This is a genomic window from Streptococcus sp. HMSC073D05, assembly GCF_001812015.1.
Lineage (GTDB): Bacteria > Bacillota > Bacilli > Lactobacillales > Streptococcaceae > Streptococcus > Streptococcus parasanguinis_D.
Genome location: NZ_KV807483.1, coordinates 284,628 through 308,136, shown reverse-complemented (window position 1 = coordinate 308,136; position 23,509 = coordinate 284,628). Strand labels below are relative to the sequence as shown.

General features: G+C 41.3%; 20 protein-coding genes. 3 read left to right on the top strand and 17 right to left on the bottom strand.

Annotated elements, in window-relative coordinates:
• Positions 1-106: 106 nt before the first annotated feature.
• The 5 genes from HMPREF2832_RS02655 to HMPREF2832_RS02635 all read right to left on the bottom strand — a co-directional run bounded on the left by HMPREF2832_RS02655 (position 107) and on the right by HMPREF2832_RS02635 (position 6,607).
• Positions 107-1,033 (bottom strand): ATP-binding cassette domain-containing protein, encoded by a 927-nt coding sequence (locus HMPREF2832_RS02655; RefSeq protein ID WP_003010296.1) that lies wholly within the window; start codon positions 1,031-1,033, stop codon positions 107-109.
• 10 nt (positions 1,034-1,043) lie between these two features.
• A complete protein-coding gene (locus HMPREF2832_RS02650) occupies positions 1,044-2,111 on the bottom strand; it encodes an ABC transporter ATP-binding protein (protein WP_003004369.1) in 1,068 nt (355 codons plus the stop codon).
• 11 nt (positions 2,112-2,122) lie between these two features.
• Entirely contained in the window at positions 2,123-3,049 is a 927-nt protein-coding gene (gene oppC, locus HMPREF2832_RS02645; RefSeq protein ID WP_003010290.1) for an oligopeptide ABC transporter permease OppC, read from the bottom strand.
• Entirely contained in the window at positions 3,049-4,548 is a 1,500-nt protein-coding gene (locus HMPREF2832_RS02640; RefSeq protein WP_021154493.1) for an ABC transporter permease, read from the bottom strand. The genes oppC and HMPREF2832_RS02640 overlap by 1 nt, the downstream gene beginning before the upstream one ends.
• A 73-nt stretch (positions 4,549-4,621) precedes the next feature.
• Positions 4,622-6,607, bottom strand: coding sequence for a peptide ABC transporter substrate-binding protein (locus HMPREF2832_RS02635; RefSeq protein WP_070505452.1), 1,986 nt, complete (start codon positions 6,605-6,607; stop codon positions 4,622-4,624).
• A gap of 205 nt (positions 6,608-6,812) precedes the next feature.
• On the opposite strand from HMPREF2832_RS02635, the gene HMPREF2832_RS02630 reads away from it, so the two are divergent.
• Positions 6,813-8,054 (top strand): serine hydrolase, encoded by a 1,242-nt coding sequence (locus HMPREF2832_RS02630; RefSeq protein WP_070505450.1) that lies wholly within the window; start codon positions 6,813-6,815, stop codon positions 8,052-8,054.
• 58 nt (positions 8,055-8,112) lie between these two features.
• Here HMPREF2832_RS02630 and sufB read toward each other — a convergent pair whose 3' ends face one another.
• The 9 genes from sufB to HMPREF2832_RS02585 form a co-directional block, all read right to left on the bottom strand.
• Entirely contained in the window at positions 8,113-9,525 is a 1,413-nt protein-coding gene (gene sufB, locus HMPREF2832_RS02625) for a Fe-S cluster assembly protein SufB (protein ID WP_003010279.1), read from the bottom strand.
• A gap of 32 nt (positions 9,526-9,557) precedes the next feature.
• Positions 9,558-9,992, bottom strand: coding sequence for a Fe-S cluster assembly sulfur transfer protein SufU (gene sufU / locus HMPREF2832_RS02620; protein ID WP_003004754.1), 435 nt, complete (start codon positions 9,990-9,992; stop codon positions 9,558-9,560).
• Complete coding sequence (locus HMPREF2832_RS02615) at positions 9,979-11,205, bottom strand: cysteine desulfurase (RefSeq protein WP_070505448.1); 1,227 nt, start codon at positions 11,203-11,205, stop codon at positions 9,979-9,981. Before HMPREF2832_RS02615 ends, sufU begins: the two co-directional genes overlap by 14 nt.
• Positions 11,206-11,214: 9 nt before the next feature.
• On the bottom strand, positions 11,215-12,477 hold the full coding sequence (gene sufD / locus HMPREF2832_RS02610; RefSeq protein WP_070505446.1) for a Fe-S cluster assembly protein SufD: 1,263 nt from the start codon (positions 12,475-12,477) through the stop codon (positions 11,215-11,217).
• A 66-nt stretch (positions 12,478-12,543) separates the two neighbouring features.
• On the bottom strand, positions 12,544-13,314 hold the full coding sequence (gene sufC / locus HMPREF2832_RS02605; protein ID WP_003004238.1) for a Fe-S cluster assembly ATPase SufC: 771 nt from the start codon (positions 13,312-13,314) through the stop codon (positions 12,544-12,546).
• A 134-nt stretch (positions 13,315-13,448) separates the two neighbouring features.
• On the bottom strand, positions 13,449-14,606 hold the full coding sequence (locus HMPREF2832_RS02600) for a glycosyltransferase family 4 protein (protein WP_049475088.1): 1,158 nt from the start codon (positions 14,604-14,606) through the stop codon (positions 13,449-13,451).
• On the bottom strand, positions 14,603-15,340 hold the full coding sequence (gene mecA / locus HMPREF2832_RS02595) for an adaptor protein MecA (protein WP_070505444.1): 738 nt from the start codon (positions 15,338-15,340) through the stop codon (positions 14,603-14,605). Before mecA ends, HMPREF2832_RS02600 begins: the two co-directional genes overlap by 4 nt.
• A gap of 135 nt (positions 15,341-15,475) precedes the next feature.
• The gene (locus HMPREF2832_RS02590; RefSeq protein ID WP_013904699.1) at positions 15,476-16,312 is read right to left on the bottom strand and encodes an undecaprenyl-diphosphate phosphatase; all 837 of its coding nucleotides are present in this window, start codon (positions 16,310-16,312) and stop codon (positions 15,476-15,478) included.
• Between the two features lie 108 nt (positions 16,313-16,420).
• Positions 16,421-18,328 (bottom strand): DUF2207 domain-containing protein, encoded by a 1,908-nt coding sequence (locus tag HMPREF2832_RS02585; RefSeq protein ID WP_070505442.1) that lies wholly within the window; start codon positions 18,326-18,328, stop codon positions 16,421-16,423.
• Between the two features lie 117 nt (positions 18,329-18,445).
• On the opposite strand from HMPREF2832_RS02585, the gene HMPREF2832_RS02580 reads away from it, so the two are divergent.
• Both HMPREF2832_RS02580 and HMPREF2832_RS02575 read left to right on the top strand, forming a co-directional pair.
• The gene (locus HMPREF2832_RS02580) at positions 18,446-20,008 is read left to right on the top strand and encodes an ABC transporter substrate-binding protein/permease (RefSeq protein WP_070505441.1); all 1,563 of its coding nucleotides are present in this window, start codon (positions 18,446-18,448) and stop codon (positions 20,006-20,008) included.
• A complete protein-coding gene (locus tag HMPREF2832_RS02575) occupies positions 20,008-20,748 on the top strand; it encodes an amino acid ABC transporter ATP-binding protein (RefSeq protein WP_003010256.1) in 741 nt (246 codons plus the stop codon). The genes HMPREF2832_RS02580 and HMPREF2832_RS02575 overlap by 1 nt, the downstream gene beginning before the upstream one ends.
• A 119-nt stretch (positions 20,749-20,867) precedes the next feature.
• Here HMPREF2832_RS02575 and HMPREF2832_RS02570 read toward each other — a convergent pair whose 3' ends face one another.
• From HMPREF2832_RS02570 to ilvA, 3 genes are all read right to left on the bottom strand, one after another.
• Positions 20,868-21,083 (bottom strand): capsule biosynthesis transcriptional regulator, encoded by a 216-nt coding sequence (locus tag HMPREF2832_RS02570; RefSeq protein ID WP_003004771.1) that lies wholly within the window; start codon positions 21,081-21,083, stop codon positions 20,868-20,870.
• Positions 21,084-21,191: 108 nt separating this feature from the next.
• Positions 21,192-22,085, bottom strand: a complete 894-nt coding sequence (locus HMPREF2832_RS02565) for an SPFH domain-containing protein (protein ID WP_031576451.1) — start codon at positions 22,083-22,085, stop codon at positions 21,192-21,194.
• Positions 22,086-22,195: 110 nt separating this feature from the next.
• The gene (gene ilvA, locus HMPREF2832_RS02560; protein ID WP_021154480.1) at positions 22,196-23,446 is read right to left on the bottom strand and encodes a threonine ammonia-lyase IlvA; all 1,251 of its coding nucleotides are present in this window, start codon (positions 23,444-23,446) and stop codon (positions 22,196-22,198) included.
• Positions 23,447-23,509: the final 63 nt, after the last annotated feature.

Genomic DNA, 23,509 nt, shown 5'->3' with positions numbered 1-23,509 from the left:
ATATTAGTATATCATGACCTACCCTTACTGTCAATACTTTTTTCCAAAAAAATTTATTTTTTTGAAAGTTTTTTTTAAAAAAAAGAAAATAGAGAGGGAATCCTCTCTATTTATATTCTTGTCTGTATTTGTTTTCTTCAGCTTTGTTAGCCCATACATAATGACCTGGTTTAATTTCAACCATTTGTGGTTTATCTTCAGAGTAATCATGTTGTTCTGGATCATAGATTTTTAGAACTTTTTTACGTTCTAGAATTGGATCTGGAATTGGGACTGCTGAAAGTAGGGATTGAGTGTATGGATGGATTGGGTGGTTAAATAGTTCTTCAGTTTCTGCCACTTCTACAATAACCCCTTTATAGATAACTGCAATACGGTCAGAAATGAAGCGTACAACTGACAAGTCATGGGCGATAAAGAGGTAGGTCAAGCCTAATTCTCTTTGGAATTTTTTCAAAAGGTTCAAGACCTGTGCACGTACTGAAACGTCAAGAGCTGAGATTGGTTCATCCGCAATGACAAATTCTGGTTCCATGACAAGTGCACGGGCAATACCGATCCGTTGACGTTGCCCACCTGAGAATTCGTGAGGGTAACGTGTCAAATGTTCTGCTAGAAGCCCAACTTCATGCATAATATTTTTTACTTTTTCCTGACGTTCTTCTTCGCTGTTAAACAAATGGTGGTTGATCAAACCTTCAGAGATAATATAATCAACTGTTGCACGTTCATTCAAACTTGCTGCTGGGTCTTGGAAGATCATTTGAATTTTACGGATCAACTCTGATTTTTCACTATGAGAGTTTTTTCCGTTGATCTTGCGACCGTCATAAATAATTTCTCCAGCACTTGTATCATTCAAACCGATGATCGCACGTCCAATTGTTGTCTTCCCACTTCCTGATTCACCAACAAGAGAGAAAGTTTCTCCCTTATTAATGAAGAAATTGGCATTCTTTACAGCAACGAATTTTTTACTTCCTTCACCGAAGGAAATTTCTAAATCTTTAATTTCAACTAATTTTTCAGTCATTTCCTTCCTCCTATTCTGTAATGTGAGTGAAGCCCATTTTTGAGCCAATCTTTTCGTGAAGGTTTTCGATTACTTCTGGTTTATGAACTGTTGGTGCATCTGGATGGAGCAACCATGTCTTAGCCCAGTGAGTATCGGTTACTTTGAAAGCAGGTGCCTCTTCTTCAAAATCAATCTGCATTGCATAGTCTGAACGAAGTGCGAAGGCATCTCCTTTGATTGGAGCATACAATGATGGCGGAGTTCCTGGAATAGAGTAAAGATCACCATCTGAGGTTGACAATTGAGGCAAGCTTGAAAGCAAGCTCCATGTGTATGGATGTTTTGGATCGTAGAAAATTTCTTCTACTTTACCAAACTCAACAATTTCTCCAGCATACATAACGGCTACTTTATCTGCAATACTTGCAACCACACCTAAGTCGTGGGTGATAAAGATAACTGTAAATTGGTATTCTTTTTGAAGGGATTTCAACAAATCAATGATTTGCGCTTGAATGGTTACGTCTAGGGCTGTTGTTGGTTCGTCACAGATTAAGATATCTGGACGGCAGGCCAAGGCGATGGCAATAACGATCCGTTGACGCATCCCACCTGAATATTGGAATGGATACTCATCAAAACGACGTTCCGCATCTGGAATTCCAACTTTCTCCATATAGTCCAAAGCCATTTCTTTAGCTTCTTTAGCTGTTTTCCCTTGGTGTTTGATAATGACTTCTGTAATTTGTGAACCAATTGTGTTGATTGGGTCCAAACTTGTCATTGGGTCTTGAAAAATTGTAGCGATCTTAGATCCACGAATATTTTCCCAATCTTTATTCGATTTCAAATCTGTCAATTCTTGACCACGGTATTTAATCGAACCTTGGGCAATACGGCCATTATCTTCTAACATTCCGGTGAACGTCTTTGTCAAAACTGATTTCCCTGAACCTGACTCACCAACCAAGGCAAGAACTTCACCTTCTACTAGCTCAAGCGATACGCCACGAATCGCTGTCAGTACGCGATCGCGCACGTCAAATTCCACTACGATATCTTGAGCAGATAAAATAATATTGTTATTTGATGTCATATCTACTCCTCCTATCTATGTGTACGTGGGTCGCTGGCATCGGCCAAGTTTTGTCCGACGATAAAGAATGACAAGGATACTAAAATCAAAACAGTAAGTGGAATCCAGAATAGGTAGGCATTTGTAGTCACGTTTTGAGAATAGTCAGAAATCAACCGTCCCAAACTTGGAACTGTGATTGGAAGACCAAGTCCGAAGAAGGAAAGGAAAGCTTCGTAAGAAATAAAGCTTGGAAGTAACTGTGATGTTTGTGTCACGATAACAGATACCAATTGAGGCAAAATATTTTTCGTAACAATTTTCAAAGTTGGTGTTCCTAATGTTCGGCTGGCAAGGTTGTACTCCAAATCACGGTAACGCATGATTTGGACACGAATGGTATAGGCAATTCCGATCCATCCAGTTAAGGACATGGCAAGAATCAAGTTCCAGAAACCAGATCCCATTGAGTAAGTCAAGACGATAACGATCAACATAAACGGAATGTTTGAAATAACGTTATAAACTTCCATCATGATACGGTCGATGGATTTTGAGATCCCCCAAATTCCACCAACGATAACTCCGACAACCACGTTAATAACAGTGGCGATGAAGGAAATGATAATTGAATTCCGAGCACCAAACCAAACTCCATCAAAGAGAGATTTACCGTTATTATCTGTACCAAAGAAAGCTTTGGCACTTGGTGGATTCAAACGTGCTGAAAAGTCATTTACCTTACTTACGTCGTTGTAATCAAAATTTGAAAACATAGGATAGACAAAACTCATCAAGAGAATCCCAATCAAAATAGCAAGCATAATGATCGTGGTTCTTTTCTTCAAGAACTGTCTAAATACAGATTTCCAGTATGAATACGCTGGAGCATCGATTACTTCAGAGGCAAAGTCATCGCGTTTTACAAACTGAAATTTATTTTTATCGATTGTAGCCATTATTTGCCTCCTTTCGTATTCGTTAATTTAATCCGTGGATCAAGCACTGTCATCAAGATATCACCTAACATGGCAGCAAAGATACCAAGTGATGTGAAGATGAAGACAAGTCCGATGACCATGGTGTTGTTTGATGCTTTAATAGAGTCAATCAACATTTTACCCATACCTGGGAAAGCGAAGACTGTTTCAGTAAGTGTCGCACCTGAGATAACTCCAATGATAGAACCTGGAATACCAGATACCAATGGAACCATCGCATTTTTGAAGATGTGTTTTCTTGAGATCTCACGTTCTGACAATCCTTTTGAACGAGCAAAACGGACGAAATCTTGCGAATGGATATCTATCATGTAACGACGAATCCAAACTGCGATAAATGGCGCACTCAACAAACCAAGAATCAGAGACGGCAATACATATGAACGCCAGTCCTGTGCTCCAAGTACTGGGAATGAGTCTGGAAGTCCAACAAATGAACCTGCTAGACGCACAATGTAAACAAGGGCAATAGTTGGAAGAGACATCATAAATGTCAAGGTTGCTGTTGAGATGCTATCAAACCATGAGTTCTTGAAAAGAGCCATGTAAGATCCTAATGGGATCGCAATCAAGTAAGCAATCGCAATACCAATTAAACCAATGATTGAAGAAGATGCAATCATTGATGGATTCTCATAGTTGCTCAACGTTGCTGTATAAGCGTCCCCTTTACCAAATCGACTGATGTCTTGTGAGTCTGCCTTACTTGGTGATTTGTAGGTACGTGAGTAGATATCGATTGAAGATGTCTTTTTACCTGTTGGGAAGTTCACTTCACTCTTCTTAGTCGTTCCTTGTCCTTGGGTAATAACTTGAAGAACAGGGGTATTTGAATAAGTTGGATATGAATTTCCAAGGTTTAAGGTTACAAAGTTTTGGTGTACATATGGGAATTGACCATTAAAGTACAAGAGGTATTTGTGTTTCGTACCAGAACCTACTACTGACCAACCAATAGATGGATCATTTTCAATACGGATATAGCGTTTGAGGTTTGGATTTGAGGCATCTTTCACCCAACCTGGATGATCAAACTGAATCAAATTCGCATAGAAGCTGATGACACGTTCAAAAACCGGAATTTCACGCACCGCATAGAAAGACTTACTTTCCGGGAAACGTTTCAACTGCCAACCATGACCTAATTTGTTAATGTATTCCTTATAGATCTTTTCATTAGCAGTCGTCGCATCAACTGTTACAGAAGAATCTTCTTTACTTGCTTTTTGTTGCAAGCTCTTTGAATCCATGTATTCCAAATAACCCATGCGATCGTAGACTGTATTTTCGTAGTTGATCTTCGAATCCTTTGTCTTCGCTACTTTATTGTAGTTAGGGTCATTTTTAAAGATGAGATTTCTCGGTGTTAGCGTATAGATAATCATGTAGGTTAATGTCGTGACGAGAAAGATCGACACTAACGAACGCAAAATACGCATAAAAACATATTTTTTCATATTTCATTCCTTTAATGTCCAAAAGAACTTTCTCCCCTAGAAGAGAAAGTTCTAATGAAAATCAATAATTTAATTATTTAACGTGTTTTTCAAGATCTTGTTGAGCTTTTTTGTTTGACTCAGCTTTTTCTTTTTGCCATTTCTTAAGGGCTTCATCGTATTGTTTCTTAGTAACCGGCTCATCTTGAACTTCAACGTATTTCAAGTATGTTGAACCTTTGTTACCTGTTTGTGATGATGGTTCAGAGAATGGAACTACCTTAGAAACAACTGTTGCAGCACCTGTACTTGACATCGTTGGAATAACAATCGCACTATCTGTCAACCAAGCTTGAGCTGCTGCGTATTTTTCATAACGTTTCACAACATCTTGTGTTTCGTTGTTTGCATCGTCAAGAAGTTTTGCAAACTCATCCAAACCTACAGCTTTTGCTGATGGGTTATCTACACCACCTGCAAAACCAAGGTAAACTTTTGTTTGGTCCTCAGAAGCTGGTTGAAGAGTATCAAGGTAAGTTGATGGATCATCATAGTCTGGGTTCCATCCTACCATTCCTTGAAGATCCCAGTCTGCGTCTGCAGCTGATGGCACATTCAAAGTAATATTCAACACTTCGTCTGAGTCCATCATTTGAAGATCAAGAACGACATTGTCTTTACCAAGAGTATCTTCCACAGTTTGTTTCAGAGATTGCATCCGTGAAACAAAGTTTGTAGAATTTTGTGCTACCGGTACATCAATATGAATTGGGAATTGAACACCATCTTTTTGAAGTTCAGCTTTGGCTTTTTCAAGTTGTGCTTTCGCTTTATCTTTGTTGTAAAGACCATCTTGACCATCTGCAAGGTTGATACCCTTCCATTGGTCTCCATAAGTATTCAACTTATCTGCAACTACATTTCCGAAGTCTTTTCCATCTACTTGTACGAACGCAGGTGCAACATATGTATTACGGATAGCTGGTTTAGCAAATTCTTTACCATTGACTTGTGCTGAGTAGCTTTCACGGTTCAAGGCAAAAGTGACGGCCTGACGGAAATCTTTGTTCAAAATTGCTTTCTTAGTAGAAGATTTTTCAGCATCGGATTTCTTAGCAGTGTGTTTGTAAGATTGACGATCAAGGTTAAAGCCAAGAACTGCTACACCTGATCCTGCTGGTGTAGTAAAGATATCGTCTTTATATTTTTTCTCTACAGTTGCAAAGTTTGAACTTGCAGGGAAAAGGCGAGCTTTTGTATAAGCACCATCAGAGAATCCACGTGCCAATGAATCTTGGTCTGATCCATCGTAATAAGTATATTTTACTTCTTTCAGGTGAACGTTTTTCTTATCCCAGTAGTTGTCATTCTTTTCAAATACAACAGATGATTTTGAAGTGATTGATTTAAGAAGGAAAGGTCCGTTTGCAAGGATTGACTTCACATCGTTTGGTTGACCAAAATCATCTCCCTTACTCTTCAAGAACTCTGTGCTTATTGGGAACAAAATTCCGTTAGTCGTTTTAGAGTTCCAGAAGGTTTCAGGTTTATTCAATGTATATTGAAGTGTGTAATCGTCAACAGCTTTGACACCAACTTGGCTAAAGTCTGTAGTTTTTCCTTGCACATAATCATCCAAGCCTTTGATTGAGCCTTGAACTAGTGGAAGTTCTTCTGATTTTTTATCAGCAGCGTGTTTCAAACCAGTCACGAAGTCTTTGGCAGTCACTTCGCCGTGTTCTTCACCATCCGCATCATACCATTTGACACCTTTACGAATCTTGTAGGTATAAGTCAAACCGTCTTTAGAAACAGACCAGTCTTCCGCAAGTGAAGGTACAAGGTTACCGTATTTATCATTTTCTAACAAACCGTCTACCACATTTGTAGTGATGTCATGGGTAGCAGCTTTAGAAGAAATTGTATAGTCCAAAGTTGTTGGATCTGAAGTGTAGACATAACCATAGTTTTTGTCTTCGCCTGAGCTTGCTTTACTAGTATTAGAACCAGAACATGCAGCTAACAATCCAGCTGCAAGGAGTGTTACTCCGGCAACTGCGAATACTTTACCTTTTTTCATAGGAATTCTCCAATAGTTTTTTTAGATTTGTTTAAGATTATATCACAAGTAGAAAAAAAAGTAAACTAAATTTTCTGAATATTTGCTTCAACACCAGCCAAAAACCTTGCTATGATTGACTTTTTAGCCTAATTGATGATTTTACGATTTTCCATTAATCATTTGTATGATACAATAGAGAGGACTAAGCAACGAGGAAACAACTGTGAAAAAATTCTTTCTTTCTTTTTTAACCTTCATGCTGCTGTTATGCAGTTTACCTTATCAAGTCGTTCTAGCAGATGATCTGGATCTTCCTGCTCAAAGTGCTATTGCTGTTGAAGCTGATACAGGTAAAATCTTATATGAAAAGGATTCGGAGAAAAAGCGAGATGTGGGGGGACTATCTACACTCTTGACTACTTATCTGATTTTCGAAGCCATTCATGAAAAAAAACTTTCTCTAAAAGATCCTATCAAACTGTCTGAGAAAGCTCTGGCTTTAAATGATATCGAAGGTGCTGGTACTCTTCCTATGGAAGCGAACCAATATACGGTTGAACAGTTATTGACTGCTCTTTTAGTTGGAAATTCTAGCACTGCTGCCTTGGCCTTAGCTGAGAAAGTGGGGGGCTCTGAGAAAAGCTTCGTTGAAAAAATGAAGAAAAAACTTGCTGAATGGGGCATTCAATCTCCTCATTTAATCAATGCTACCGGATTAAATACTCAAACCATCAGCGGAGATCCTGACGGGAAAGAAGACGAAAATCAATTGAGTGCTTATGATATTGCTGTTATTGCCAAGCACTTACTCCAGGATTTTCCTGAAGTGACCAAATATACTTCAAAGCCCACTGCTCTTTTTTCAAACACGCAGATTGAAAACCCCAATCTGATGCTAGAAGGCATGCCGAATTACCGTTCGGGAGTCGACGGACTTCGGGTCAGCAACTCTACCAAAGGTGGCATCACCTTTGCTGCATCGACGACGCAAAATGGCATCCATATGATCACAGTTGTCCTAGGAGTGGAGGCAGTTGACGGTGATCCATATGCACGCTTTGTGGCTACTTCTTCTCTGATGAACTACGTGGTACGGACCTTTGTTTCTTCCATTGCCGTCAAAGAAGGAGATCCCTACGGAAAAAGTAAGGCAACTATCATGGATGGGAAGTCAGAGACTGTTTTAGCTGTTGCAAAAAAAGACTTCTATATCGTTGAAAAGCAAGGCAGTCAAGCAGAACCAAAAATTCAATTCAAGAGTGACCAAGAATCATTCCGAGCACCTGTCAAATCAGGCACAAATCTTGGAAAATTACACTACACTGATCCAGATAAAATCGGACGTGGCTACTTAGAAGATCAAGAGCCAACGGTCGATATGGTATCGGGAAGAACCATTGAGAAAAGCTTTTTCTTAAAGGTTTGGTGGAATGAATTTGTTCGTTATGTCAACGAAAAGCTATAAGCAAAAAAATCACAATGGAGTCAAATCCATTGTGATTTTATTTTGCTATTAAAACGAATTATCCTACAGATCCTTCCATTTCGTAGCTAATGAGTCGGTTTAACTCAACGGCATATTCCATTGGAAGTTCTTTTGTAAAGGGTTCTACAAATCCCATGACAATCATTTCTGTCGCTTCTGATTCAGACAGACCACGACTCATCAAATAATAAAGTTGCTCTTCTGAGATTTTTGAAACCTTAGCTTCGTGCTCCAAAGCAACTTGTGAGTTGTGGATTTCATTAAATGGAATCGTGTCTGATGCAGATAAATCATCCATGATAATAGTGTCACACTCAATGTGAGAAACTGATTTCTTAGAGTTCTTGTTGAAGGTCACTTGTCCACGGTAGTCTACCTTTCCGCCACCCTTCGCGATGGATTTCGATACGATAGACGAGCTAGTGTGAGGGGCATTGTGGATCATCTTGGCACCTGTATCTTGGTGTTGACCTGCATTCGCAAAGGCAATGGACAACATGGTCCCACGCGCTCCTTCTCCATCCAGATAAACAGATGGGTACTTCATGGTTGTCTTGGCTCCTAAGTTCCCGTCGATCCACTCAACTGTGGCATCTTTTTGAGCTTTGGCCCGCTTGGTGACCAAGTTGTAGACATTGTCAGACCAGTTTTGGATGGTCGTGTAGCGCATGTATGCACCATCCAAGGCAAAGATCTCAACAATCGCTGCATGGAGGCTATTGCTTGAATAGGTCGGTGCTGTACAGCCTTCTACATAGTGAACACTTGCCCCCTCATCCACGATAATCAAGGTACGCTCAAACTGACCTGTATTTTCATTGTTGATACGGAAGTAAGTTTGAAGGGGAACGTCTACTTTTACGCCTTTTGGCACATAAATGAAGGTTCCACCAGACCAGACTGCTGAGTTTAGGGCAGCCAATTTGTTATCCGTTGGTGGCACTAACTTCGCAAAATACTGTTTGAATAGGTCTGGATATTCTTTTAGGGCAGAATCTGTATCGGTAAAGATAATCCCCAACTTTTCAAACTCTTCTTTCATATTGTGGTAAACCACTTCTGATTCATACTGAGCAGAAGCTCCCGCTAGGTAAGCACGTTCCGCTTCAGGAATCCCGATACGCTCAAAGGTTTCCTTGATTTTCTCTGGAACTTCGTCCCATGAACGGGCAGGTTTGTCCGAAGGTTTTTGATAATAGATCAAATCATCAAAGTCAATCTCTGATAGATCGGCTCCCCAGGTTTGCATGGGCATCTTTTTGAAGGTTTCAAAAGATTTCAAACGGAATTCGAGCATCCATTCTGGTTCATTTTTTGCTGCAGACAATTCACGAATAACCGCTTCATTCAATCCCTTCCCGGTAGAGAGAATGGGTTGAACGTCATCGTGAAATCCAAATTTATATTCACCGAGATCAATTGGTTTCGGTTCGACTCTTTCTTCAGCCATAATTTCCTTTCTTTCTCTGTTTCTTCTTTTAATTATTTGCTACGTTCGATCGCTTTTTTAAGAGCATTCCAGGAGAGGGTCGCACATTTAATCCGTTGTGGAAATTTTGAGACTCCAGATAAAAAGGCTGCGTCTCCTAATTCCTCTTGGCGAGGATCTGACTTCCCTTGGACCATTTCTGAAAAGACCTGCGCCAATTCCTCGACTTCCTCTTTTGTTTTTCCCATTACAGCATCCGTCATCATACTAGCTGAAGCGGTTGAGATCGTACATCCTGAATTAACAAAGGCGATATCTTCCACCCTGTCATTCTCATCAAATTTCACACTTAACTGGATCACATCTCCACAAGTTGGATTGTTGAGTTGGATCTGATCAACATCTTCAATCTGGCCCTGATGGTGAGGGTGTTTTGAATGGTCAGCTACGACCGCCATGTACAGCGAATCTAATTTAGAAAGTGCCATTGAAAAACTCCTTTGCTTTGATCAATGCCTCAATTAATTTATCACAGTCCGCTTTGGTGTTGTAGATATAAAAACTTGCTCTCGTTGTCGCTGGGACTTGTAGGTATTGAAGAAGCGGTTGTGCACAGTGGTGACCTGCACGAACGGCAATCCCTTCATAATCTAGTGCTGTTGCTAAGTCATGCGGATGGAGATCTCCTAGATTGAAGGAAATGACGCCAGAACGTTGGGCTAAGTCTTGGGAACCATAGATGGTCAAGCCTTCGATCGCCTGTAATTTTGGAAACACATAAGCAATCAATTCTTGCTCATGCGCTTCTACCTGGTCCATCCCCAGCTCTTCTAAGTAATCGATTGCTGCACCAAGACCGATTGCACCAGCCATATTGGGTGTTCCAGCTTCAAATTTCCAAGGTAATTCCTTCCAAGAGGCAGATTGTTCGTAAACAAAGTCAATCATCTCGCCCCCAAACTCGATCGGAGACATTTGCTCTAAGATATCTTCCTTCCCATAGAGGACACCAATCCCTGTTGGTGCAGCCATCTTATGGCCAGAAAAAGCAAAGAAATCCGCATCTAAGTCTTGTACATCAATGGCCATATGAGGGGTTGATTGAGCCCCATCTACGACCATGATCGCTCCAACTTCATGAGCTAATCGAGCAATTTCCTTGATCGGATTGACCACCCCTAAGACATTGGAAGCATGGGTGATGGAGACAAATTTTGTCTTCTCACTAAGCTTACTCTTTAAGTCCTGCATATCCAGTAAGCCATCTTTTAGATAGACATAGACCAGTTTTGCTCCTGTCTTCTTGCAGGCTTGCTGCCAAGGAATGATATTGGAGTGATGTTCCATGATGGAAATCAGGACCTCATCCCCTTCCTTTAGGACTTCTTCTGCGTAGCGGGCTACCCAGTTGAGTCCGGTCGTTGTCCCTCTTGTAAAGAGCACTTCCTTGGTTGATGAAGCCTTGATAAATTTTCTGACTTTCTCACGCACCGCCTCATAGGCTGCTGTCGCTCGTTCAGCCAAGGTATGGACTCCACGGTGAACATTGGCGTTATCTTGCAAATAATAGTGATTAACGGCTTCAAGAACACGTTTGGGTTTTTGCGTCGTCGCTGCATTATCTAGATAAACCAAAGGCTCATCGTGGACGAATTGATCGAGAATGGGAAAATCTTGAGCAATCGTATTTTTATCTAGCATTGTTTCTCCTTAGCGTTGAGATAACTTTTCTTCGATGGTGGCAATCATTTCATCACGTACTTCTTTAACTGGGATTTCAACAATAACAGATCCCAAGAAACCACGCACCACTAAGCGTTCTGCTGTGTGTTGATCCAGACCACGACTCATGAGGTAATACATATCTTCTGGGTCCACTTGACCGATCGATGCAGCATGGCCTGCTGTAACGTCATTTTCATCAATCAAGAGGATTGGGTTGGCATCTGAACGCGCTTGGTCCGATAACATCAAGACACGGCTTTCTTGCTGGGCATCTGCTCCTTTAGCCCCCTTGATAATATGACCAATTCCGTTAAAGGTCAAGGTTCCTTTTTCAAGAATAACCCCGTGTTGCAAGATGTTTCCGATCGAGTTGCAACCAAAGTTAGTCACACGTGTGTCAATTCCTTGCACCTGACGACCACTTGATAAGGCAACGACTTTCAAATCTGCATGACTTCCGTTTCCAACCAAGTCACTGTCAAAATCTGCAACCACGTTACCTTCGTTCATAACACCGATAGCCCAATCAATGCTGGCATCCTGACCTAGTTTCCCACGTCGACTGATGTAGGCTGTGACATTTTCACCCAGACGGTCAATCGCCGCAAATTTCACTTGGGCACCTGAGCGGGCAATCACCTCAACCGTCACATTAGCAGTTGCTTTTGCTGAGCCATCACCTTTTGATTCCAAGCGTTCCAAATAGCTGAACTTGCTATTTTTGCCTGCGATAATCAAAATGTGTTTATTAAAAGGTACATCACTGTCGCTATCCTGGTAGAAAATACCTTCGATTGGTTCTGAAATTTCGACATTGTCTGGAATATAAAGGACAGCCCCACTATTAAAATAAGCTGTGTGGTAAGCTGCTAGCTTGTCGTCATCGTATTTGACTGAGGACATGAAGTAGCCTTCCACCACCTGTGGAATTTCTTCTAGGGCAGAATGGAAATCTGTGAAAAGGACTCCTTGGTCTGCCAAGGCTTGTGGCACCTGTTCAAATACAGTTTGGGTTCCAACTTGTACCAATTTTAAGTTTGAATCGAGGGCTGTAAAATCGGGAACATTGGCAGAAGCCTCGCTTTCTGTGATCGTCCCATCCCCAAGATTCCAGCGGTGAAATTTGACGCGTTCAATGGCTGGCAATTCCAACTGATCGATCTTGTCAAAAGCTTTTTTTCGTAAATCTTGCAGCCAGCTTGGCTCAGCATGCAGTTCCGAAAAGAGGGTAATATTTTCAATACTCATTTTTTTCTCCTAATAAAGATACTATCTGTTTGATTTTATGACAACATTAGATCACTTGTCATCAGGTTATAGTTCTTCTTTATAGTCGTAACCGAGTTCTTCTGCGAGTTGGGCATAGCCTTCACGTTCCAAGCGTGCAGCCAATTCTGGTCCACCTGAAAGCACAACACGACCTTCCATCATCACATGAACGACGTCAGGAGTAATATAGTTCAACAAACGTTGGTAATGGGTGATGATCATCGCTCCAAAACCTTCACCTCGCATTGCATTAACCCCTTTAGATACGACCTTAAGAGCATCGATATCCAAACCAGAGTCAATTTCATCCAACAGGGCAAATGTTGGTTCCAACATCAACAATTGAAGAATTTCATTGCGTTTTTTCTCACCACCTGAGAAGCCTTCGTTCAAATAGCGTTCTGCCATTTCTTCTTTCATGTTGAGCAATTCCATCTTTTCATCCAATTTTTTGATGAAATCACGAATAGAGATCTTCTCGTCCTCTTCTTTACCAGCATTCATGGCTGCACGTAAAAATTCTGCATTGGTAATTCCTGGGATTTCTGAAGGGTACTGCATAGCAAGGAACAAGCCCATCCGTGCACGTTCATCTACTTCCAATTCCAAGATGTTGACACCATCAAAGAGAATCTCCCCTTTGGTTACTTCATAATTCGGATTTCCCATAATGGCAGCTGACAGAGTAGATTTCCCTGTTCCGTTTGGTCCCATGATGGCTGCGATCTCACCAGTTTTTAGGGTCAGGTTTACACCTTTTAAAATTTCTTTGCCTTCAATTTCAACGTGAAGGTCTTTAATTTCTAATGTCGACATTGCATTCCCTTTCTTTTTACTTTGAAGTCTAGAAGGTTCTCAAAGCAAAGATTCCTTCATCACAAAGTATTTTTTTACCTTTCAAGTATATCAAAAAAAAGCCTAAATGGCTTTTCTTTTGATTAGAACTATTCTTATTTAGTTTTTTCTTTTCGTTTTTGACGAACTTCCTCCCGGTAGGAAGAATTCCCTATATAGCGCAGAACATTTAACAAAGGACTATGATGTGGCCCCAATACCCCAATCAATTCTGCTAACAACTCTACTCCAAACAAGAGCCCGATCACTAGTAGGACGCCCCCAATGCGACTCGAGATGTTGAGCAAGAGAGAAATCAAGGAGAAGATCATCGAAATTCCATAGATCACCAATACAGTTCCCCGATGTGTCAAGCCCAGAGAAAGAAGTCGGTGGTGCAAGTGATTGCGATCCGGTTTATAGAATTTTTGACCAGACAGGGTCCGACGGATAATGGCTAAAAAGGTATCTGTAATCGGTACACCCAAAATGATCATAGGGGTAACGACCGCAACAGCTGTTGCATTTTTCAAACCTTGCAAGGACAAGACAGAGATCATGAATCCGATAAACAAGGCACCGGTGTCTCCCAAATAGAGAATGGCCGGATGGTAGTTAAAGGGAAAGAAACCTGCGATGGACGCAACCAAGACAAAGATCGTCATGGTCAGAAAGAGATTGGGTACTGGTAGAAAGAAATAGGACACAATCCCCATTGTCACTAGGGAAATAATAGAGACCCCACTCACCAATCCATCTAATCCATCAATCAGATTGACCGCATTGGTAATAGAAACAATCCAAATCACCGTCAAAAGATACGATAGCCATGGTTCAAAATGAAGTAAGGGACCACCGAATGGAATCTTAAAATCATTCAGCCGAAAATCTGTCAAAAACCAGACCAGACTCGCTGCCAGCAGGATGCCGATCATCTTTTTCTTGGCAGACAACTCTTTTACATCATCGATCAAGCCTGTGAGCGCGATAATCCATCCTGCGCCCACGACCGGCAAGGTATAGGATAGGTAACTTTTGATTGGTGCGGTAGTGGATGTCAGCATAGGAATAAACACAAGAGTCGCAATTGAAAAAGCAATCACAATAGACAGTCCACCAGCGCTTGGCATGGGCTTGGTATTGATCCGACGCGCATTTGGATAATCTACGGCATCAATCTTAAAGGAGAATAGGCGAACCAAGGGCGTCAATACCAAGGCAATCATAAAAGTTCCAATCAGCACCAGAACAAATTGCAAGGAAAAAGACATCATAAGCTAGCAACTTTCTTCAAATTCTCAATCGCACCAGACACCATTAATAAATGACCATGTTCCTGCAGAACGGCCCGTGTCACTTCTGAATCATCCGCATACTCCCGAATGATAGCAAGTAACCAGGTTGGATATTGATTTGGTTGATCTTCTGTATCGATCAAGACAGTTAAATAATAATCAGATCCCATTTTGTATAATTCAGAGGTATCCACTGGAAAGCTGACCGTTTTTGAAAAGGCAACTGCTTGCTGGATATTTGAAAAACGCAAAATGTAATAAATATACTGACTTACTGGTGCTTCAGGTGTCGGATCTTGTTCTTGATTGTCCCGCAACTCTTCTTGTTCCAAATGGTGGATAGCTTCTGCATCCCCTTTTGTCTTATCAGAGATTGTTTTTTCCAAGGTTTTGATAAATTCATCTGGCGTCATGCACGACAACTCTTCCATATCAGGAAGATCTGACAAATCCTCAAAATCCAATTGTTGGTCAATTTTTGATTTGGTAACAAAAACATCCAATTTATCTGGTTTTGGTGTCACACGGAAACTCAGCATCCCGCTATCCAGGAAGCTTTCAGGCATTTCGAGCTCATCCAAAATAGTGTAGAAAAATTCTTCTGTTTTTTCTTGTGGGACAAGGAAATCAGCAATTTCCATTCCGCGTTCTTCTAAGTCTTCTAGTTGGATCGTGATCTTAATGGTTGAATCACTAATTTGCTTCATCTTCATAGCATAACCTCATACTTCTAGTCTTACTATTATACTAAAAAATTGGATAGAATTCAAAAAAAGGATGCATAGAAAAGAGGTCGGGACAAAAGTCTCCAACCTCAGAAAATAATTTGATCAAGTTCAAGCCTTCTCTTAGAAAATAACACGGAAGAGTCCATACAATAACAAGATGGAACCAAGAACGATCCGGTATTTCCCAAAGACGGTGAAATCATGATTTTTCACATAATCTGTCAAGAAGCGGATAGCGTACATGCTGACCACAAAGGCCACTCCCATCGCTACCAGTAGAATAAAGAGTTGCCCCAGTGCTAGTGAATGTCCGCCAAGAGCGAATTTTCCAACCTTTAAGAGGCTAGCCCCAAACATAGCTGGAATCCCCAAATAAAAGGTAAATTCTGTCACCACTGGGCGGCTAACACCATTGATCAAACCACCTACAATCGTAGCACCTGAACGGCTTGTTCCTGGAAATAGCGATAAAACTTGGAATAGTCCAATATAAAGAGCTGTTCGATAAGGTAACTTATGCAATTCCGTTACTGCTGGCTCAACTTGTTCCCGTCTTTCCAGATAGATAAAGGCAATCCCGTAGGTGATCAACATAATCGCAACGGAAATCGAATTGTGGAAATGCGCCTCAAACCAATCATCTAATTTAAAAACAAAGACAAGCGGGAGGGTTGCAACCGCAACTTTTGCCCATAATTGCCAAGTTCGACGTACTTCTAGTGGAGATTTCCCAGGTTTGAAGGGATACAATTTATCAAAATAAATCACCACAACTGCTAGAATCGCACCCAATTGGATCACGACATTGAACATCTCCATAAAGGCTGGATCTTGATTTTTAAACTGCACAAAATCCTGTAACAGAATCAAGTGACCTGTACTTGAGATCGGTAACCATTCTGTAATCCCCTCGACAATCCCAAAAAGAACCGCCTTGATTAATTCGATCAGAAACATCTTTTTCTCCTAAACTTACATTTGCTCTATTATATCATAAATCCATGGACTGGACCAGGCCTTCTAAACTAGAAGGGAAAGAGCGACCAAGACCATTCTTAGTGCTACTTAGAAGGCACCAAAGCCTCCTCCGCCTCCTCCGCCAGAGAAACCTCCTCCACTACCAGAGGAAACTGTGAAATGACTAGCTGTCGATGCTGTCGATCCATAAGTAGACATGGCATGACTTGAGTGGGTCACATCATGATAGAACGGGGTGTAAACGAAGGCGTTTAAGGCTTGATTTTCTAAATGAATATTCCGAAGTTTCATGACCTTTGTGACCTGATCGGCTACACCATACAAGGCCGCATAAACCAATAAGCGGTTCCATAGGACCAGAGACTGCAACTCTGCATCGTTAAGGTGAGCAATCTCTTTTAACATCCGACCAAAACTATCCCAGTAATAGCGTTGCTCAGCACCCGCAAGATTGACAACCCCATCTCGTAGGCAGGCCTTAAAGACACCATTGAAGCGTACTGGCATAAACCAAAGTATGAGGATCCCTATCAAACAAGGAACAGAGAACCAACCCATCCCAAAGATAGCAAAGATTTCTGCTCCAAGAGCGATAAACCAAGCAGCCCAACCAAAGAAGAGACTTCGTCTAGCTTGTGCTTCTTCATTTGCCTCTAAAGGGCGATAGTAGCTTGGCAAATGGAGATCTTCCACCTTGCGATGAACATCTCGGGCCACTTGGTTGACAGCCGTATCAAAACGAGCCTGAGCCTTACTTCCTAGTGAACGAATCGCATCTTGATCTGCTTTTTTAGCATGTTTGTATACATCATCACTAAATTCATAATTCTCAAAGAGACGGTTAACAGGACAGGAAACTTGATCCCCAAAAGCCATATTCATAAAGGAGCGTTCAAAATCATCCACATGTCCATGAGACTTTCTCGTCAAAACGACTTCATTTCCTTGTTGCTCGTAGACAATCACTCCACGATCCATCAAATCCAGCAATGTAGCTTGAAGCATTTTTTCAAATGTAAACACTGGCGGAGTTGCCTTCTCTTTATTGGTCGGGGAGGCCTCGTCTAATTCAGCTGAATAAACAACCGAGCTCATAACAAGAGGTGCAATATCCTGTGGAATCTCATAAAGACGAGTATTGGTCGGATAGGTCACACCAGGCCAAATCATTTTTTTGAACCGATTGCGACCCAAGAGAGAAAGAAGCCAGAGTGCAATAATGAAGGCTGGCAAGATCCAGTTCCAAAACATGCGTGTCCAGTATTTTTCCTGTTCAATTTTAGCTTGGTTCTTGTGAAATTCATCCAATTTGGTTAATCCTGTATTTCGACCAGAATCATACAAAGTAGTTAGATCTGACTTCAACCAGTAACCATACAACTCCACAGCCTTTCCTTTGCCTAGGTTATAGAAAGTGGCAGAATAGATTCCATCTTCTTTCTTTACAGTCACATCCGGTCCCATAAAGGCTGTATGGATATACAGTTCCGATTGGGCATTAGCTGGTGCAAACTTAGGGATGACACGAAACTGAACTTCGTCCACCTTCTGATCGCCATCAGTAATTGGTTTCCAATTCAACTGCAAGATATCCTTATGTGAATAGAGGAGATTTTTTAATTTCCATGTGACTTTTATTTTGACAGTATCTGTCGCTACACCACTGTTATAAATTTTCACTCGGTAGCCATCACCTAGATTCGTAATCTCGGGTTCTCTTTGAAGATCACGACCTTCCACCTCAACCTTTGGCGGTATCTCAATTGCAAAGCCTTGTGGCATGTTCCCCGCAGTTCCTAGGCTAACATACTGCCCTCTATAAGAATCTTTGAAATAATAAACCAGTTCTTCCTCATAGGTGGCGTCGTCCCAAGTGTCCAAGGTCAAGGTTCCACCATAGTAAAGTACATCATAAGATGGGCTAGATGCATGGACATTCTGACTGACAAAAAGACAGGCCAGAAAGGCAAAAAAAACATACAAATACTTTTTCATTTGATCACGCTCCTTTGTATTATTATAGCATTTTTTAAATAAAAAGAGGACCATGTTTGAAATGCAACCTATTTTACTGTACAATAGGAGAAGTTAAAATAAGGAAGAGGAGAAAAAATGAAAAAAACATTATTCGCGCTCTTAACAGGGCTTTTCATTTGCCTGGGGATCACACAGGTTGCTCATGCAGATGACTATTTACGAATCGGAATGGAAGCGGCCTACGCTCCTTTCAACTGGACCCAAGAAGATGATGCAAATGGAGCTGTTAAAATTGACGGTACCAATCAATATGCCAATGGGTACGATGTCCAAATCGCCAAAAAAGTTGCTGAGGATTTAGGTAAAAAACCTTTGATCGTGAAAACATCTTGGAACGGTTTAATTCCAGCACTCACATCTGGTAAAATCGATATGATTATCGCCGGGATGAGTCCCACTGCTGAACGTAAAAAAGAGGTCGCCTTCTCTAATAGCTACTATACCAGCGAGCCGGTCATGCTGGTCCGCAAAGACGGAAACTATGCGAATGCCACTAGTCTAGATGACTTTAAGGACGCAAAGGTTACCTCTCAACAAGGGGTCTACCTCTACTCGCTTATTTCTCAACTCAAAGGGGCAAAACAAGAAACCGCCATGGGAGACTTTGCTCAAATGCGTCAAGCGCTTGAATCCGGCGTCATCGATGCTTATGTTTCCGAACGACCAGAAGCCCTAACCGCTGAGTCCGCTAATTCTAAATTTAAGATGATCCAATTCAAAAAAGGATTTGAAGTTGGAGAAGAAGATGCGACCATCGCTATCGGGATGAAGAAGGGCGACACTAGAATTGACCAAGTCAATGCCGCACTAGCTAAGATTTCGTCTGAAAACCAAGTCAAACTCATGGATGATATGATTAAGAAGCAACCAGCTTCCAGTGATGCTAGTGATGATAAGCAGACATTCTTTAGCCAAATGATGAAGATTTTAAAGGATAATGGCCCACAGTTCTTACGAGGAACGGGTATGACCCTCCTCATCTCCATGACAGGGACCATTGCTGGTTTGATCATCGGTTTGTTAATCGGTGTCTTCCGAACAGCTCCGAAGGCTAAGAATAAATTCCTTGCTGGATGTCAAACTGCCTTTGGTTGGTTCCTCAATGTCTACATTGAAATCTTCCGTGGAACTCCGATGATCGTTCAATCCATGGTCATTTTCTATGGTTCCGCCCAAGCCTTCAACATTTCCTTGGATCGTACCTGGGCCGCCATCTTTATCGTATCAATCAATACCGGAGCTTACATGAGTGAGATTGTTCGTGGTGGGATCTTAGCAGTGGATCCAGGTCAGTTTGAAGCAGCGACTGCTCTAGGAATGACCCATGGACAAACCATGCGCAAGGTCGTCCTTCCACAGGTTGTTCGCAATATCTTGCCAGCAACAGGGAATGAATTTGTTATTAACATCAAGGATACATCTGTTTTGAATGTTATCTCTGTAGTTGAATTGTACTTTACAGGAAATACGGTCGCAACTCAAAACTACCAATACTTCCCAACCTTTACGATCATCGCTGTGATTTACTTCGTTCTCACCTTTACCATCACACGAATTCTTCGCTACATCGAACGTCGCTTAGATTCTGATACTTATACTACAGGTGCCAATCAAATGCAAGTCAAGGAGGTGAAATAATGGCAGAAAAAATTCTTGAAATCCAACATTTAAAAAAATCTTATGGTCAAAATGAGGTTTTGAAAGATATTTCGCTCACGGTTGAAAAAGGAGAGGTAATCTCCATCATCGGGAGCTCTGGTAGCGGAAAATCAACCTTTCTTCGCTCCATCAATCTTCTAGAGACTCCTACTGCCGGAGAGATTCTCTATCGTGGGCAAAATGTTCTTGATCCTGAGTATGATCTTACCCACTACCGCGAGAAATTGGGAATGGTGTTCCAAAGCTTTAATCTCTTTGAAAATTTAAATGTCTTAGAAAATACGATCGTTGCACAAACGACCGTCCTCAAGCGTGATCGTGAAACCGCAGAAAAAGTTGCCAAAGAAAACCTTGAAAAAGTCGGTATGGGATCTCAATATTGGGCTGCCCGTCCGAAACAACTTTCAGGAGGCCAAAAACAACGGGTTGCTATCGCGCGTGCCCTTTCCATGGATCCTGATGCCATCCTCTTTGATGAACCAACTTCCGCCCTGGACCCTGAAATGGTTGGGGAAGTTTTGAAGATCATGCAGGACCTCGCTAAAGAAGGTTTGACCATGATCGTCGTAACCCACGAAATGGAATTTGCCCGTGATGTCTCTAGCCGTGTCATCTTCATGGACAAGGGGGTCATTGCTGAGCAGGGAGATCCAAAAGAAATCTTTAGTAATCCCAAAGAAGAACGGACCAAGGAATTCCTTCAACGCTTCTTACACTAATCTCTTGAAACAGTTTGCTTACCAGTATGGAAGCAAGCTGTTTTTTGTACCTCCTCTTCTTTTAAGGCATAGAAAAAAACCAGAGAGGAAACTCTCTGGTTTTCAATTGGAACAACAAATTAATCTTCAAATTTTTGATGATTTTTGTCATAAAAATCAATCAATCCAAGTGCAGTTTCAAACGAGATGTTCTTTACTTTTGCACGTCCTTGAGCCAAGGCAATGATAGACATTTCACGGGCATTTGTTTCTTTGCTGATACGATACCCTGTAATTTTCTTATCACGTACCCATCCAACAACTGATTCTACTTTTTCAAAGTTCGATTTAGCCATGATCTTTCTCCTATATTATTATTTCCAATACTAATATAAATTTTTTTGCACATTTTGTCAACTAAAATCGCTGAAAATACGAACCTTTTTTAAAAAATGATAAAAAGTTTACTTTGCTTTCAGGGCTGATAATATTTGTGTACGAATGTTTTCGACGCCATCAGGGTTTGCTGGTAGGAAAATCGTATTATTCCCTTCTTTATCTGCAAAATTATTTAAGGTATCTAAGTACTGGTTGGTTAAGAGAATAGACATGATTTGTTCTTCGGTCAAGTCTACATTCGCACCTTTTAACTCTTTAATAGAGTCTGCCAATCCATCGACAATGGCCTTCCGTTGCTCGGCAATACCAACCCCGTGCAAACGGTCTTTTTCCGCCTCTGCTTCGGCAGCAGTAACGATCTTAATCTTGTCTGCTTCTGCCAATTCCTGAGCTGCCACGCGTTTTCTTTGCGCTGCATTGATCTCGTTCATGGATTGTTTCACTTCGGCATCTGGCTCAACTTTGGTGATCAAGGTTTTAACAATAATATATCCATAAGTTGACATTTCTTCTGCCACTTGTTTTTGAACTTCAAGAGCGATTTCATCTTTTTTCTCAAATAATTCATCCAAGGTCAACTTAGGCACAGAAGAACGAAGAGCATCTTCAATGTATGATTTAATCTGTGATTCTGGACGCATGAGTTTGTAGTAGGCATCCTTTACGTTGCTTTCGTTCACTCGGTATTGCGTCGCCACATTCATGGTAACGAACACGTTATCCTGAGTTTTTGTTTCAACCACGATCTCACTCTGCAAGACGCGCAATTGAACTCGTGCGGCAATTTTATCGATGCCAAAAGGCGCTCTCATATGAATGCCACTATCGCTAATTTTTTGATAACGTCCGAAACGCTCGATGATGGCAACTGATTGTTGCTTGACCACATATAGTGAGCTAATCACAATGAATCCTGCAACCATTAGCAAGAATAAAATAAAGATAAAAAATCCAGACATAAAAAGTTCCTCCTTTTAATTTACGCATATCATATCACAAGTCTTCATAAAAAAGCAATATATTCCATAAAAATATATTGCTTAAATAGTCGATTATTTCTGCATGATACTCAGACCAGCATATTATAGAGTGTTTCATTTCCGTTCAAGTTAATGAAAGACGGATCAAAACGCTCGATACGGTTGACCAAGCCTGCATAGTCATGTTTATTGGCCAAAGTAACCCCAATCAAGACAGGGCCAGTTCCCTTACTAGCACGCTTGATGTATTCAAAACGTGTGATATCATCATTTGGTCCTAAGATATCATTTACAAATTCGCGAAGAGCTCCCGGACGTTGTGGGAAGTTGACGATAAAGTAGTGTTTTACTCCATCGTAGATCAAAGCCCGTTCTTCCATTTCAGGCATACGGTTGATGTCATTGTTCCCACCTGAGATAATACAACAAATGGTTTTCCCCTTGATGTATTCGCGCAAGATTTCAAGGGATGCCACACTGGCCGCTCCTGCTGGTTCAGCTACGATCCCTTGTTTAGAATAAAGATCAATCAAGGTCTCTGAAATCAAGCCTTCATCGACCCCAACCAGGGTTTCCACATGTTGACGGGTCACTTCATAAGTCAATTGTCCCACCTTTTGCACAGCAATCCCGTCTGCAAACTTATCGATTTCTGGTAATTTGACGGGACCACCTGCTTCAAAAGCAGCCTTCATGGAGCGCGCTCCTTCAGCCTCTACCCCAATGACCTCAATCCGAGGCTCTGTTTCTTTGATGTAGGTAGAAACACCTGAAATGAGGCCTCCTCCACCAACAGGAACAAGGACAGCATCAAAGGTAATCGATTCTTTTCGAGCTTCCTCAAGAATTTCATAGGCCACTGTTCCTTGGCCAGCCTGTACGTGTGGATCATCAAACGGGTCAATAAAGGTCCGTTTTTCTGCGAGAGTAAATTCTTGGGCCGCCTTAGCTGATGCATCAAAGGTATCCCCCACCAACTTAATCGTTACATAGTCCCCACCAAAGAAGCGGACTTGGCCGATCTTTTGTTGCGGTGTTGTAATCGGCATGAAGATGGTTGCTGGAATCTTCATTTCATTACAAGTATAAGCAACTCCTTGCGCATGGTTTCCCGCAGAAGCACACACCACCCCACGCTCACGCTCTTCTTTAGAGAGTTGAGAAATTGCAAAATACGCTCCACGAATCTTGAACGAACGAACACGTTGGGCGTTTTCTTTTTTCAAATAAATCTTTGCCCCATATTTTTCAGATAAATAGTGGTCGTATTCAAGGGGCGTATTGACAACGACTCCACTTAATATTTTATGGGCCTTAGCCACATCTTTTGCTGTTATCATTTCATACCTCTGTTGCTGTGTATTGATCAAAAAAGCAAGCTAGGGTGTCCCAACTTGCTTAGT